This window comes from Terrirubrum flagellatum, from assembly GCF_022059845.1.
Lineage (GTDB): Bacteria > Pseudomonadota > Alphaproteobacteria > Rhizobiales > Beijerinckiaceae > Terrirubrum > Terrirubrum flagellatum.
This window is the reverse complement of record NZ_CP091851.1, coordinates 1,033,048-1,047,835: the sequence shown is the minus strand read 5'-3', so window position 1 is coordinate 1,047,835 and position 14,788 is coordinate 1,033,048. Positions and strand designations below refer to the sequence as shown.

The following is a 14,788-nucleotide window of genomic DNA, read 5'->3' as shown; positions in this document are numbered from 1 at the left end:
CCTCCCAACGGCTCGGCAAAGGAGCCTCAATGCGCGGTCCGACCTGCGGGCGCTTGGTCCGCGCCTGCGGTCAACTTCTGCACCTATCTTGGCAAACGTTTGCCAAACATGTCAAGCTGGCGAAAATTGACAGAGGCGGCCGGCTGTGGCGAAGGCCGGTGCCATGAGGAGAGGCATGCGCAAAACGCGCGACGCGCAGGCGACCTTGTCGACGATCGCGAGCGAGGCCGGCGTCTCGATCGCGACGGTCTCCCGCGTCGCCAACGGGCAGCTCAATCGCGCCAACCCGAAGACCGTCGAGAAGATCCAGGCGCTTCTCGAGGCGCGCAATTATCGTCCCAACAATATCGGCCGCTCGCTGCGCAGCCGGCAGAGCCGCATCGTCGCGATGCTGGCGCCCAATCTCGACAATCCTGCGATGGGCGCGATCGCGACCTCGACCGAAGTCGCGCTGCGAGAAGCTGGATATGTGATGATCCTGTGCGATACGCACGATCAGGCCGCCTTGCAGGACGAATATCTGCACGCGATGCGCGCGCAATCCGTCGAGGGCTATGTCATCGTCTCCGCCGTGCGCAGCCCGACGCTGACGAAATTTCTCGAACGCGCTGAGCCGATCGTTCTGGTCGGCCGCCGACAAACATCGGTCAAACGTCCTGTTCCTTTTGTCGGCATCGACAATCGCGCCGCAGGCGCGCTCGCAGCGGATTTCTTGCTCGACTCGGGCGTGCGTGCGCCGGCTGTCATCCATGCGTCGCTCTCCTCTTCCGCGGTCGCCGATCGCGTCGAGGGTTTCATCGAACGACTGCTTGCAAGGGGGCTGCCGCGCAATGAGATTCCAAAGGCGGACTCCGATCACCTCCAGCACCTCTTCGCGGGCTATGAGGCGATGAAGAAGCTTTCAGCGGAGACCGGCCGCCCGCGCGGGCTCTTCTGCGTCAGCGATCTCATGGCCTATGGCGCCTATCGCTTCGCGCGCGAGAGTGGCGTGCGCGTGCCCGACGATTGCCTCATCGTCGGCGTCGACGATAACTCGCTCAATGACTGGATCGCGCCCTGGCTGTCGTCGGTCCATATTCCCTATCAGGACTACGGCGCGGCGGTCGTCGATCAGCTTCAGGCGATATGGTCCGACGAGAATGCCTCGGACCGGCTGTTGCAGCATCAGCTCGTCGTGCGGTCTCCTGATCTCGCGAAGTGAGGAACGGCATGCGCGCGAACGACATCGAAATCGCCACGCGCCGTACGCTTTGGCGTCTGCTGGGGGATTTTCCGCGAGAGCGGTTCGAGATCGCAGAGCGCCAAGCGCTTGAGCTGCGCCTGCCGGGGGCGCGCGCTGAAAGGCTCGACCTTATCAAACGCAATGGCGAGCACGTCCGGGCGATCCTCACGGGACCCGAGGGCGAATGGCGCGGCTTCCCCGCCCTGCTTTATTGTCACGCCCATGGCGGCAAATATGAAATCGGCGCGTCGGAGCTGATCGCGGGTCGGCCGGCCCTCCTCACCCCGCCCTATGCGCAGGCGCTGGCTGATCGCGGCTTCGTCGTACTGTGCATCGACATGCCCTGCTTCGGCGAGAGAACGCATAACACGGAGTCAGAGCTGGCGAAGCGCCATTTGTGGCGGGGTCAGACGCTCTTCGGCGTCATGTTGACAGAGCTGATCGCAGCCATTGATCTGCTCGCAAGCATGAAGGAGGTCGATGGCGAGCGGATCGGCGCCATGGGAATATCGATGGGCGCAACCCACGCCTTCTGGCTCGGCGCACTCGACACGAGGATCAAGGCGATCGCGCATCTCTGCTGCTTCGCCGATCTCGCAATGCTGGTGAGCGGTGGCGGCCACGATCGGCACGGCATCTATATGACCGTCCCGAATCTTCTCGATCATATCAGCACGGGTCGCATCGCCGGCCTTGCCGCGCCGCGACCGCAGCTCGCCTGTATCGGACTGCGCGATCCGCTGACGCCAGAGGACGCGGCGCGAACCGCGATCGAGGATGCGCGGGCGAGCTATCGACGCGCCGGCGCCGAGAGCGCGCTTGAAATCTTGATCGACGCGGAGACCGGACATCAGGAAACGCCGGCGATGCGGAAGGCCGTACTCGACTTCCTCACGCGCAATCTGGGCTGAGGCCAAACGCCGCCGAACGGCTCCGCGCTTTGCGTCGCAGCGGTGGGCTAAAAAGGTTGTTTCCCCCTGCATTGCGCGCCGGCGCAGGATTGTCATAGCTTTGGCGGATGCGGCTGGCCAAACGCCGCCGACAAGCTCGGTCCGCATCGGCGCGGAGCCAAAACATGTTCAGACGGAGGAGCGCCTCATGAACTCCCTATCGCGTGCCTTTGTCCGCATGGCTCACTGGCCGGTAATTGCTGCATGCATGCTCCTCGGAGCAGGTCTTTCTGTATCGGCGAAAGCGGAGGAGATTTCACTGTGGAGCTGGCGCCAGGAGGATCGGGCGGCCTATGCCAAGATCCTCGACGCCTTCCACAAGAAGAATCCGGATATCACCGTGAAGTTCGAGGCGTTCGAGCCGACGACCTACGCCACCGTGCTGTCGACAGCTCTTGCCGCAGGAACAGGCCCCGACGTCGTCCAGGTCCGCGCTTACGGCAATCTCGAATCCGTCGCCAAGCCAGGTTATCTCTTACCGCTCGACAAAACCAACATGCCGGGTCTCGCCAATTTCGCCGACTCCGCGCTGGCTGCAGAGACGATGCGCTCGGATGGCAAAGTCTATGCGGTTCCCTTCGCGTCGCAGACAATGCTCGTCATCTATAATGCCGAAACCTTCGAGAAGAACGGCGTCAAGCCGCCTGCGACGTGGGACGAGTTCATCGAACTGTGCAAGGCGTTAAAAGCGAAGGGAGTGACGCCACTTGGGAACGGCGTGGCGACCGCATGGCAAAATGAGACCATTGTAAGCGCGCTGCTGTCGTCGCTGATCGGCAAGCAGTTCGAGGCCGATGTGCTCTCCGGCAAGGCTGATTTCACCGACCCGCGTTTCGTCTCCGCGCTGGCGCGGCTCGACGGCGTGAAGGACTATTTCGCGCCCAATTTCAGCGGCGTCGATTACGCCGCTTCCCAGCAGCTTTTCGCCTCGGGCCGCGCGGCAATGTTTGCGGGCGGTTCGTTCGAACTCGCGACGTTCCTCAAGCTCAATCCGAAGCTGAAGCTCGGCGTCTTTCCATCGCCTGCGGCGACCGCCAACGACGAACGGCTCGTCGCGCTCTACTACGACGGCGGCTTTGCCGTGAACGCGAAATCCGCGAAGCAGCAGGCGGCCCTGAAACTTGTCAACTTCATGTCGTCCGCCGAGTTTGGAACGATGTTCGCGAATGCTCTTCAGAACATCTCGCCCATCAACGGTGTGGCGTTTGAATCGCCTCTCCTCCAGGAGGTCGCAACGCTCAACAAGAAGTCGATGTCCTATCTGATGCTTGTTCATTTCCGTTATCAGGAGCCGTCCGGATCTGTTTTGCTCCAGGCCGGCGTGCAGAAGATGCTTGCTGGCAAGGCGACGCCGGCCGAAATCGGAGCCGAAGTGACGAAAGGCATCGCCGCCTATTTCCCGCCATTCAAGAAATAATCCCGGCCTCAGCAGCCGCGATTCATCAAATCGAGTCAGACCAAAAACGTGATCATAAAAGCCCGTCGCCGCTGGACAGGTGACCACGCCGGCTGGATTTCCTTTCTCCTGCTGCCGCCGATCGCGGTCATGGCGGTCTTCGTGGCGTGGCCGCTCCTGTCCGCGCTGAGCGCTGCGTTCTTCCGGTGGCACGGCCTTGCGCGCGGCGAATTCGTAGGGCTGCAGAATTTTGCTGACGTGCTGTTCGGCGATCACTTCGGCCCGATCACCTGGCGCGCGTTTCGCCACAACATCTTTGTATTCGCCGCGCTCCTGGTGGTCCAGAATACCGCCGGCTTCTTTCTCGCCTGGCTGATCTATATTGAACCGTTCGGATATCGGCTCCATCGCACCGCCGTCTTCTTGCCGGTCATTCTTTCGACGGCGCTCGTCGGCTTCATGTGGAAGCTATTCCTCGATCCGAATTTCGGCCTCGTAAATCAGGGGCTCGCATGGATCGGGCTCGGCGCCCTTCAAAGACCGTGGCTCGGTCAAGAGGGTACAGCGCTCTCAGCGCTCGTCCTCGCCAACGCATGGCATTGGGTGGGGTTTCCGACGCTGGTCTATCTCGCCGGCATGCAGCGTATTCCGCGGGACATTCTCGACGCGGCGAAGCTGGACGGTTGCGGCGTCTGGCGCACCATCAGAAACATCGTCTGGCCGCTCGTCGCGCCCTCGACGACCGTGACCTTCACGCTTCTTTTCATTGGCGCGTTCAACTGGTTTGAGCTGCCCTACATCATGGCGGGTATCGACGGCTCTCCCTATGGCTCGACCGACGTTCTCGGGCTCTATTTCTATCGCACCGCCTTCGGAAACCAGAGCGCCGGCGTTCAGGATTTCGGCAGGGGCAATGCGCTTGCCGCGTTGATGTTCATCTTCATTGCCGGGGTCGCGACGTTCATCACGCTGCAATTGCGCAAACGGGAGATCGCGCTTTGACGTCGGAGGCTGCGAACTCGGCGCCGCTTTTCCCGCGATCGAGCAGTATCGGCGCGATCGCGGCCGCGCTGCTCGTAGCGAACTCCATCCTGATGCTTTATCCCATCATTCTCATGGTCTTCTCCGCCTTCAAGACAACCATGGAGATTTTCGACTCCCCTTTTTCCTTGCCTGATTTTTCCAATGTCGAGAATTTTTCGCGCATCTGGTCGGAAACGAATCTTGCCATTTATCTCGGTAACTCGCTCTTGGTCACAGGCGGCGCCGTGGCGCTCATTCTGCTGCTCGGCGTCATGGGCGCCTATGCGCTTGCACGCTACGATTTCCCCGGAAATTCGGCGATCCTGATGTTCTTCCTGGCGGGGCTCATGCTTCCTCTGAAGCTCGCGGTGATTCCGCTTTTTCTGCAACTGCGCGATTTCAGCCTGCTCGACAGTCGCCTCGGGCTCGTCATGATCTATACTGCGATGGGCCTGCCATCGACGATCTTCATTATGACCAGCTTCCTTCGCACCTTGCCGAAAGAGCTTGAAGAATCGGCGCGCATCGACGGCGCGTCGGAACCCCGCATCATGCTCTCGATCATGCTGCCGCTGTCGACACCGCCCATGGTGATCGGCGCCATACAGAATGCGGTGCCGATCTGGAATGATTTCTTCTTCCCTCTTGTCTTCATTCAGACGGACAGCCGCAAGACGCTTCCGCAAGGGTTGACTGTCTTCATGGGCGAATACGCCACTGACTGGGGCGTTCTCTTTGCAGGGCTTACGATCGCTGCGCTGCCGCTATCGATTGTCTATCTCGCAATGTCGCGCCGCTTCGTCAGCGGCATGACAGCGGGAGCCGTCAAATGAGAGCCCTGCCTGCGCGATCTCTCATCGTCTCCTGTCAGGCGCGTGCGGACAATCCTCTCCATGGTCCGACCTATATGGCCGCCATGGCGAAGGCGGCCGAACAAGGCGGCGCAAGAGCGCTTCGCGCCAACGGCGTCGCCGACATCTCGGCCATTCGCGCGATTAGCGATTTGCCGATCATCGGGATTTTGAAGCGCTGGAACGAAGGCTTTCCGGTTTATATTACACCCGATTTCGCGAGCGCTTCGATGGTCTCCACCGCAGGCGCCGATATCATCGCGATTGACGCGACCGCGCGGCCGCGCTTTGGAGAACCTCTCGAAGAGCTGTTTCAGAAAATCTGCGAAGAGCTTGGAAAGCCCATTTTCGCGGATGTCGCCACTCTCGCCGAAGGAAAGCGCGCCGCCGAGTTGGGCGCGGCTTACATCGCGACGACGTTGTCCGGCTACACCGCCGAAACGGAAGAGCGCAGGGTTGCCGGACCCGACATCGCGCTGATCCGGGATCTGGCTGACGCGATCTCCGTTCCTGTCGTCGCTGAGGGTCGCTTCGAAAGACCGGATCAACTCGATGCAGCGTTCGCCGCAGGCGCACATGCGGTCGTCGTCGGAACCGCGATCACGAATCCGCGCGAGATCACGCGCCGCTTCGCCGCTCATGCAAGATGATGACGGCGCCTGACGCGGCTCGGAACGCGCCTGGTGGTCGCAAACAACTTTAAGGCTTTGCCTTCTCAGCAACGCGGAAGAGGCTGCTCGCTATGTCGAGACCGGCGCGTCGCCCCTTTGGTCCTGTTGCGCGATCTCTCGCCGCAGCAGGCGCTGATAGGCGAGCCCGATGCCGACGAGACATGCGCCAAGGCCGATGAAGGACAGCGCCCGCAACAGGCCTTCCAGGCCGGACATGTCGACGAGGAACGCCTTGCAGATAGCGATCGTGACGACGGCGAGCGAAGCCAGCCGCAAATCCCTGGATTGCAGGCGAAAACCGAGCGCGAGTTGGGTCACACCATAGAGCAGGATCGCCACGGTATAGAGATAAAGCTCGGCAGCGCTTTCGGCGTCGACCAACAGATTCGGGCCCACGAACCAGCGCCTGACCTCGATCAGAATATAGATCAAAGCGCCGACGATCGCCGTTGCTCCGAACACGCGCTGCGCCGATGGCGCAGCGATATATTCGCGCGCCCAGGCCGCTGCGACGAAAGCGAGGAAGGACGGCGCAAGGTAGCCAACGAGAGCGTTGTCGAAGATCATGGGCCCGGCGAGCGGAACGCCTGTCGCCCAAGGGCTCGCGACCATACCCGAGAACAGCGCGAATATCGAGCAAGAACAGACGGCCGCGGTTCGCGCGCTCGCGGTGGTTGACCATCCGGCCAACCGAACCGAGCGTGTGATCATGACGGCGATCGCCGCAACAAACCCGATTGACGCATAGCAGCCGGCTTCCGCCAGCGTGATCGGAACGTCCGAAGCCAGCGCCGGCCCGTGGAAGCCGTGACGCAGCAGCAGGAAGGCGCCAAGGAGCGCCCCACCCTTCGCGGTTCTCGCCAGAGATGGGCCGATCTCCGGCTGCGCGCCGCGCACCCATAGCGCCAGCCCGGCGAAGCCGAGAACGGCCGCGCCATAACCCCAGAGAATGCGGTTGAAGATTACCGGGCCAGAGACGCCGCTCAGATCGATCATCGGATTGCGCACGAGGCCGAGCATGAGAACGGCCCATCCGATCGCCAGAAGCGCAAGCGCGCGCAAGGCGAAGCTCGCCACGCGATTTTCCGCCGCCTCGCGCCAGACGCGCGCTGCGGCCGTGAGCGCAAGCAGCACGAGCGTCACCATGACGGCCTCGGCGAAGCCGACTGTCTCGATCGATTGCGGCGCGAGTTGCGGGCCGGCGAATGCCTGACGAACGATCAGCACAGCGCCAAGCGAAACGAGCACGATCGCGCAGGCGCTGAGGCATTCGCCGATGCGCGAGCGCGCAACGCGGCGATCCAGCAGGAAACCGAGCGCGCCGAGAACGCCGCCAACCACGACGTAGAGCAGAAGCCGGTTGAAAATCGGCGGACCAAGCACTTGCGTGCCGTCAAAGAGCGGATTGAGAAGAGCGCAAAAACCACCAAGGCTGACAAGCAGCAAAGCAACCGCTGCGACATCGGCGGCAGGCGCAAAGATCCGTCCGCCGAGGCGACGAGCGATTATCTGCAATCCGGCGCCAATGAACCCGATCGCGACGATGTAGGCGGCGATCTCTTCAAAGAGTCTGTTGCGCGGATCGCCGGAATAATGCTCGGCGAGCTGCAAGGCGTCGGGTCGGAGATCGGGTCCCACGAAGATCTGCCGGATTTCGAGCATTACGAAGGCTGCCGCGAAGAACGACGCCAGAGCCTCATGAACGCTTCGCGGGCGATCCTCTCTTCCACGCAGAACCATGGCGCCAACGGCGAAACAGAGAGCCGGCGCGGCATAGGCCGGGATGATCCAGTTGATGATCGGCCAGGCGCCCATGTCGGTGAGGATCGGTTGCCAGAGCAAACGGGCGAATGCGGCTGTCGCCAGCGCAGCCGACATGCTGCGCAGAAGCGGGATCGGGCGCAGGCTGGCGACGATAGCAACACCTGCGGCGCCGACAGCGAGCCCGACCACAAGCCAGGTTTCGCGCAGCACGAACGCTACAGCGAGGCCAAGCGCGATCGAACCGCCGGCGGCGTAAGCGGCCGAGCCGATCAGCGCAAGGGGATTGGTGCGCGCACGCGTGTTTCGCCGCTCGACTGGCAGCAACGCCTCCGAGGCAGCAAACAACGCGATCGTCAGCAGCAGCGACAGAGCGGCGAAGCCCGTCGAACGCTCGAAGCCGTTGCTGCGCAAAGCCGCAGCGAGCATCAGACAGATCGGACCGAGCGCCGAGGCGAAGCCAAGGCATCCGCGGACGACAAATCCCCCCGCCCCCGAGCCCTTGCGCAACAACAACGCGCCGAACGGCAGGCCGCCGACAATGATTGCCATCACCGCGGCGGTCCACCCGATTCCGGCGCCGGCGTCGCCCTCGAAACTCAGCCTTACGAGACGAAAGAAAATATCGGGCGAAAGACCGAACGCGGCTTCCCTGCTCGGCCAGAGCAAAATCATTCCGGCGGCCGCGGCCGCGGCAAGGGGAGCCAGCGGAGCAAGATCCCGACGCCGGACCGCTGCGATGATGGCGATCAGCACCGTCGTCAGGATCGCCGCATGTATGGATGCGGGGCCGCCATCCGAGACCCACAGGACCCCGGACAGGATCAGAGGAACCGCGATGGCGGCGAGCCCGATCGCATCGAAGCCTGCGACCAGCCAGACGGTCCGCACCGCACGTCCTCTGAACGCCGGCCATTCCTTCAGCAGAGCCAGCCCCAGCACAGCTCCCACAACGAGCAGGAAAGACGGCCAGACGACGCTGCGCGCGAACAGCGCGATCAACAGCGTCCAGACGCCATGACCGGCGACCGCGCCGAGCGTGACCAGCCGGCTTGGTCGCTGCCCATGCAGGAGAAAAGCGACCATCGTGACGAAGCTGAGGAACAGCGACAGCGAGGAGAAATCCGGCGCCGTACTCGCGACAAGAGCAGGCGTCGCGTAGGATCCAAGGAGGCCAAATACGCCGAGGAGTTGGCCGTGAAGCAGCGAGGCGGCAAGCGCGGCGAGTCCGATCAGGCCCATCAACGCGAAAGCGACGCCGGGACCGATGAAGCCGTAAATCGCATGTGCGGCGAACACGACGCCGAAACCACTAAGCACGCTGACGCCGGCGAGCACGCCTGGAATGTTCGCGCCGGATCGGCCGATCGCGTTCGAAACAGCGCCGAGATTAAGAATCCGATCAGTTCGCCTGAGATATTCGCTCGCAGCTGCAGCCGCGACCGAAAATGCGACTCCCATGAGCAGCCGAACGCCCGGGCCGAAGAATCCGGCCTCGATCGAATAACGGATCAGGAAGAGCCCGCCCAGCGCGAGCGCGACGCCGCCGACCCACACCGCCCAGCGTGAGCCGAAGGCTTCTTCAAAATCGCTGCGTCGCGCAATCGGCGCAGATCCGGGCGCAGGCATCGCCGGAGACGAGAGCTCGGCTTCGACCTCCCTCGTCATTTCCGGAATCGCCGGCGCTGGCTCAGGCTCAAGCGCTTGCGTCTGAAGAACATTAAGCGACACAGGCTCAACGACTGCTTCAGGCGAAACAGCCAGCGCCGCCTGTGGCTCGGGCTCGCTGATCGCGCTGGCGTCCACTGATCGCTCGACGTCGTGCGCCAACGATTGTGCGACGACGGATTCGTCAGCCGTCTCCACAATATCCGGTTGGGCGCCGGCCTCGCGAGCAGCGAACAAAGCGGATCGGAGTTGCGCGATCTCAACCTGTTGCTTTGCGATCAGTGCAAGCGCCCGATTGGCCCGACTGACAGCCGAAAACGCCGCCCAGGGGACGGCGATCATAAAGCCCAGAACCGCAAGGCCAAGTATCGCGAACGCTTCCAATCCTGGTCCTCAGCCTTGCCTAAAGCAGCGATTCAACAAGCAGTTAGATCAATGTTGGGCGAGAGAAGCAAAGTATGTGGCTTCGTCGGCCTGCGCCATGCCCACCGGGGTCGCCTTTACGCCGATCTCCACGAGCAGAACCGCAATAACGAGGATGAGGTGACGCCTCGCGCGCGTCTCGGCGAAGGGGAGCTGTTCGCGGCGGCTGGCTACGCGATCCATGGCGACGTATTCCGGGAAACCTCGCCGGCAATCAGTCACATCATGATCGCCGGCGAAGTGCGCAAGCGCACGCCAACGCTCGCGTCTCGCCCGCATTCAGAGGTGCGCCACATCCTTGGCGCTCGGACGTCTTGCGATCATCGCCAGCCGAGAGCCGGCGCGACATGAGTCAAAATCGCCTCCAGCACATGCGCGTTATAATCGACGCCGAGCTGGTTCGGGACGGTCAGGAGGATCGTGTCGGCTTCTGCAATCGCCTCGTCCTTCGACAGCTCCGCGACAAGAATGTCCGGCTCCGCGGCATATGATCTGCCGAACACCGCGCGCTTGTGAGCTTCGATATAGCCGAAGTGGTCCTCGCCATCATTCGCGCCGAAATAGGCCCGGTCGCGATCATCCATCAGGGCGAAGATGCTGCGGCTGACTGACACGCGCGGCTCGCGCGCATGGCCGGCTTCTTTCCAGGCCTTACGGAATGCCCTGATCTGATCCGCCTGCTGGACGTGAAAAGGCAGGCCGCCTTCGTCGAATTTGAGCGTCGAACTCTGCAAATTCATGCCGAGCTGCGCCGCCCATTCCGCAGTCGCATTCGTCGCGGCGCCCCACCAGATCCGCTCTCGCAGGCCCTCCGAAAAAGGCTCCAACCGCAACAGCCCGGGCGGATTGGGGAACATCGGCCGCGGATTCGGCTGTGCGAATCCCTTGCCGTTCAGCACATCGAGAAACACTTCCACATGGCGTCTCGCCATATCGGCGTCGGTCTGGCCGTCCTGCGGCGCATAGCCAAAATAGCGCCAGCCATCGATCACCTGCTCCGGCGAGCCGCGGCTGACGCCAAGCTGGAGCCGCCCGCGGGAAATCAAATCAGCCGCGCCAGCGTCCTCCGCCATATAGGGCGGATTCTCATAGCGCATATCGATGACTGCGGTGCCGATCTCGATGCGGCTGGTCTTCGCCCCGACCGCCGCCAGCAAAGGGAATGGCGACCCGAGCTGTCGGGCGAAATGATGCACGCGAAAATAGGCGCCGTCTGCGCCCAGCTCCTCCGCCGCGACGGCCAGATCGATGGACTGCAGAAGCGCGTCCGATGCTGTTCGCGTCTGCGAATGGCTGGACGCGCCCCAATGGCCGAACGAAAGGAATCCGATCTTTTTCATGTCATCCGATCTTCTTCGTGTCTGTAGTCAACATATCATGCGCTCTTCGCGCCTCAATCGGATCAGGCGCCCGGCGGCCCGGCGGCGGATACAACGCTCATGCGCGCGAGAAAACAGGAAAGCCAGGCGACTTCACCGCCGCGGCTCAAAGCTGTTTTCTGGAAAGCACAGCACCCGCGAGACTTCTGATCGGTCATTGAGGAATCTGCGCTCTTTAATTCTCACGCGATCTCCGCCATCACGAGAATTGTCGGCATGATCGCGTCCGGCCATTGCCGCAATCAGCAGTCGACCATATGATCTTTCTTCCAATACTAAATGAGAATTTCCCGCCGAAGCTATTTTTGAGATAGCTAATGGGATCAGGTGGCGCACGCCGGGGCTGACGGTTGCGTTTCAAATCGATCACGGCGGCTATTGACGGATCACGAGGAGATTTCCTTGACCGACGAACGCCACCCTGCCGAAATGGTCGATGACATCGCCCGCGCCGACATCGCCGCGCTCATCGACCATGAGTTTGCGATATTCGACGTCCATTACGCCGAGAAGCGCGATCCTCGAAAGGCGAAATTCCGGGATTTGAGCAAGCAGGTCGATAAACTGCAGAAAGCCGGCAAGAAGGTCGACATCGCCGATCAGATGCGCAACGAAGCGAAATGACTTCTCAACTATCGCACGGAATGGGATCGATTTGACCGACGCCTTCAGGACCTCCAGGAGGAGCTGACGTCCGGCAGTCAATCGACGCTCGCTCAGCAGGCGGACGGCGCCTGGGGGCCCGGCGCGACGGAGTTCTATCGCAAGCTTCAGCCGACAGTCGATGAACTCCAGTCAAAGCAATTCAATCTCCCGACGGCGAAGAAGCTGAGTTTTCTGAAGCCGCTGGCTGATCCCGGTGCGCTTCGGGACTATCTCTGGCGGCTTCAGATTTCGGATATCGCCACAACTGGCGTCAACAACCGCGACGAACTCGCTGCGGTCCAGAGCGCTCTTTCGCAGCTCATCTACAAGGAGAATCTGCGCTCCCTCATCGAGGATCCGCGATTGGAGTTCCCGATCGGCGAACAGCTCGAAAACGCTTATGCCGACTTTATGCGGCAGACCCAGCATCCGCGCACGGGTTACTGGGGACCATGGTATCGCATGGGCGGCAAGCTCTTCATCGTTCAGGATCTCTCGTTCACCTTCCATCACGTCAACTACCGGGCTGGCAACGTCGAAAACTGGAATCGATTAGCGGAAACGACCCTCCGCATCCGTGACAAGATCTATCCCAATGGCTGGCGCCCCGACGAGAGCACGTCATTCAGCAACCACCACAACTACGACGTGGTGCAGATATTCTTCCGCGGCTGGCCCTACATGTCGCAAGATCTGAAGAAGCAGGCGCGGGCGGCGATGCTCGATATGCTTCGCTGGTGCCTCACTGAAAGTGTCGAAGGAGATGGCTTCGGGGACGATGATCCCTTCGAGGCGATGTATTTCGGCGTCCGGTTTCTCGACCGTATCGGCTACTGGGACGATGGAAAGCGTTTCTGGTCGCGGGAGCCGTTGCCCACGCTCGAGCAGCGACGGACGCCGCTTGCTTTAGCGAAGGCGCTTCTTGGCAGGCTTCGGCAGCTCGGCGCATGGTCCGAACGAGGAGAGACGTTGCTCACGATCCTCGAAATGGCGGTTTGGCTTGGCGAAAGAGCCGTCGCCGAACCGCAGGTTTGAGCTCGAAAAAATTACGCGTGAGCGCCATCTCTTCACCGATTTTCGATCCTCCGAACGCATCTTCCCCGATTCGCCATCGATTCCGGATAATGATTGCACGCTGCGCGCACTCGAAAATACTTTGCATCAGCCGCGGTTCACAAGCTCGTCGGCCAATGCTCACCGCATCGATTGAAACCGCGGCTAGTCTGTTCAGACGATGACCTGGCGCCCCTCTGCGACGCCACTCTGCATTGGCCCCTCACATGCGCTTGCCGCATCGGGTGGTTGCGTCCGCAAGCTCGCCGCAGCGCAAAAGGAATGCAAGAGGACTGTCGGAGCTGATGTCGGTCAACATTCCCTATTATTGCAAGTCGATCGACTGGGACCGCTTCATCGCCGACTATCCGCCGCCACCCCACTTCGAGAAGACCGTCGGCCGTCTCAGCAAGGACGCGCTGAACGCTCTCCAGGAGCACCGCTTTCTCGAACGCATGAAGGACGCGTGGCAGGCGCCTTTCTATCGCAAACGCTGGACCGCCGCGGGACTCGAGCCCGGTGACGTAACCAAGCTCGAACACATCACACGCATTCCGACCTTCAACAGCGATGATCTCAAAGGCGCGCTTCTCGCCGCGCCGCCCTTCGGCGACCACTACACTTTCACGCGCGAAGAGTTCGGCAAGACGCCGCTGAAGATTCAGACGAGCGGCGGCACAACAGGGATGCCGCGTCCGACTCTCTTCGATCCCGTCGCGTGGGAAGTTCAGGGCGTGCAGGGCGCGCGCGCATTTTACGCGCAGGGCGGGCGGCCCGGCGATATCGTCCAGATCACTTATACCAACTCGCTCGCCAACTCCGCCTGGAACGCATTCACCGCGCTCTATCACTGGCTCGGCGCCGTGCCTGTGACGACGGGGACGGGCATCGTGACCCCGAGCGAACGCAAACTTGAATACGCCAGGGAATGGGGCGTGAATTGGTGGTTTGCGCGTGGAGAATACCTCGGCCGATTGGCGGAAGTCGCGAAGGGAATGAATTTCAATCTTCACCAATTGAAGACGCGTTTTCTGCACTCCTATCTCGGACCTGATATCGAAGGCCATTTCCGCCGCAAGCTTGAAGACGCCTGGGGCTGCCCGGTTTATGACAATTACGGCACCCACGAGATCGGCCTCGTCGCGTTCGAATGCAAGGAGCGCAACGGCAAGCATCTCAGCGAGGACACGATCTATTGCGAGATGGTGGACACAGATACCGGCGCGCCCCTGCCATACGGCCAAAAGGGTAATCTGGTCGCGACCAGCCTGCATCGCTCGACGCCGCCGCTAATCCGCTACGATATGCGCGATCTCATGGAGCTGTCGGATTATTCCGAATGCGCCTGCGGGCTCTGCACGCGCAAGCTTTCCACCTTCCTCGGCCGCGCCGACGAAATGGTGAAGCTGCGCGGCAACAACGTGTATCCGCTCGCCTGCCAGAACGCGATCACGCGCGATGAACGCACAACCGGCGACTTCATCTGCGTGGCCTATCATGTCGGCGAAGAATTGGCGCGGCGCGAGGAGATGACGGTTCGCATCGAGCGCCGGTCGACTGACATCGATTCGGAAAGCCTGGCCGCAGATATGCGGCGCGCGCTGTTCAAGGATCTCGGCGTGAAGGTGGATGTGGAGATTGTCGATCCCGGCGTGCTTGCCGAGCACACGCGACTCGGCCGTGACAAGGTGCGCCGGCTCCTCGACTTGCGACAAAAATAGATCAGGCTGTCGCCTGACAAATCAG

General features: G+C 61.7%; 12 protein-coding genes. 10 read left to right on the top strand and 2 right to left on the bottom strand.

Annotated elements, in window-relative coordinates; all coding sequences use genetic code 11:
* Positions 1-175: 175 nt before the first annotated feature.
* The 6 genes from L8F45_RS05245 (at position 176) to L8F45_RS05220 (ending at position 6,092) form a co-directional block, all read left to right on the top strand.
* Positions 176-1,201 carry a LacI family DNA-binding transcriptional regulator gene (locus L8F45_RS05245; protein ID WP_342361833.1) on the top strand — a complete coding sequence of 342 codons (1,026 nt, stop codon included), beginning with the start codon at positions 176-178 and terminating at the stop codon, positions 1,199-1,201.
* 8 nt (positions 1,202-1,209) lie between these two features.
* A complete protein-coding gene (locus tag L8F45_RS05240; RefSeq protein WP_342361832.1) occupies positions 1,210-2,133 on the top strand; it encodes an alpha/beta hydrolase family protein in 924 nt (307 codons plus the stop codon).
* A 247-nt stretch (positions 2,134-2,380) separates the two neighbouring features.
* Positions 2,381-3,589 (top strand): extracellular solute-binding protein, encoded by a 1,209-nt coding sequence (locus L8F45_RS05235; RefSeq protein ID WP_342361831.1) that lies wholly within the window; start codon positions 2,381-2,383, stop codon positions 3,587-3,589.
* 48 nt (positions 3,590-3,637) lie between these two features.
* Positions 3,638-4,570, top strand: coding sequence for a carbohydrate ABC transporter permease (locus L8F45_RS05230; RefSeq protein WP_342361830.1), 933 nt, complete (start codon positions 3,638-3,640; stop codon positions 4,568-4,570).
* Positions 4,567-5,424 carry a carbohydrate ABC transporter permease gene (locus tag L8F45_RS05225; RefSeq protein WP_342361829.1) on the top strand — a complete coding sequence of 286 codons (858 nt, stop codon included), beginning with the start codon at positions 4,567-4,569 and terminating at the stop codon, positions 5,422-5,424. Before L8F45_RS05230 ends, L8F45_RS05225 begins: the two co-directional genes overlap by 4 nt.
* Positions 5,421-6,092 carry an N-acetylmannosamine-6-phosphate 2-epimerase gene (locus L8F45_RS05220; protein WP_342361828.1) on the top strand — a complete coding sequence of 224 codons (672 nt, stop codon included), beginning with the start codon at positions 5,421-5,423 and terminating at the stop codon, positions 6,090-6,092. Before L8F45_RS05225 ends, L8F45_RS05220 begins: the two co-directional genes overlap by 4 nt.
* 90 nt (positions 6,093-6,182) lie before the next feature.
* Here the strand turns inward: L8F45_RS05220 and L8F45_RS05215 are convergent, their stop codons facing one another.
* Entirely contained in the window at positions 6,183-9,542 is a 3,360-nt protein-coding gene (locus tag L8F45_RS05215; protein ID WP_342361827.1) for a DUF2339 domain-containing protein, read from the bottom strand.
* Positions 9,543-9,707: 165 nt separating this feature from the next.
* Between L8F45_RS05215 and L8F45_RS05210 the strand changes: the two genes are divergently transcribed.
* The gene (locus L8F45_RS05210; RefSeq protein WP_342361826.1) at positions 9,708-10,316 is read left to right on the top strand and encodes a hypothetical protein; all 609 of its coding nucleotides are present in this window, start codon (positions 9,708-9,710) and stop codon (positions 10,314-10,316) included.
* On the opposite strand, the gene L8F45_RS05205 is transcribed toward L8F45_RS05210, so the two are convergent.
* A complete protein-coding gene (locus L8F45_RS05205) occupies positions 10,286-11,305 on the bottom strand; it encodes an LLM class flavin-dependent oxidoreductase (RefSeq protein WP_342361825.1) in 1,020 nt (339 codons plus the stop codon). The two genes, L8F45_RS05210 and L8F45_RS05205, sit on opposite strands and share 31 nt — an antisense overlap.
* Positions 11,306-11,746: 441 nt before the next feature.
* On the opposite strand from L8F45_RS05205, the gene L8F45_RS05200 reads away from it, so the two are divergent.
* From L8F45_RS05200 to L8F45_RS05190, 3 genes are all read left to right on the top strand, one after another.
* The gene (locus L8F45_RS05200; protein WP_342361824.1) at positions 11,747-11,968 is read left to right on the top strand and encodes a hypothetical protein; all 222 of its coding nucleotides are present in this window, start codon (positions 11,747-11,749) and stop codon (positions 11,966-11,968) included.
* A gap of 384 nt (positions 11,969-12,352) precedes the next feature.
* A complete protein-coding gene (locus L8F45_RS05195; RefSeq protein WP_342361823.1) occupies positions 12,353-13,024 on the top strand; it encodes a hypothetical protein in 672 nt (223 codons plus the stop codon).
* Between the two features lie 323 nt (positions 13,025-13,347).
* The gene (locus L8F45_RS05190; protein WP_342361822.1) at positions 13,348-14,763 is read left to right on the top strand and encodes a phenylacetate--CoA ligase family protein; all 1,416 of its coding nucleotides are present in this window, start codon (positions 13,348-13,350) and stop codon (positions 14,761-14,763) included.
* The last annotated feature ends 25 nt before the right edge of the window (positions 14,764-14,788 follow it).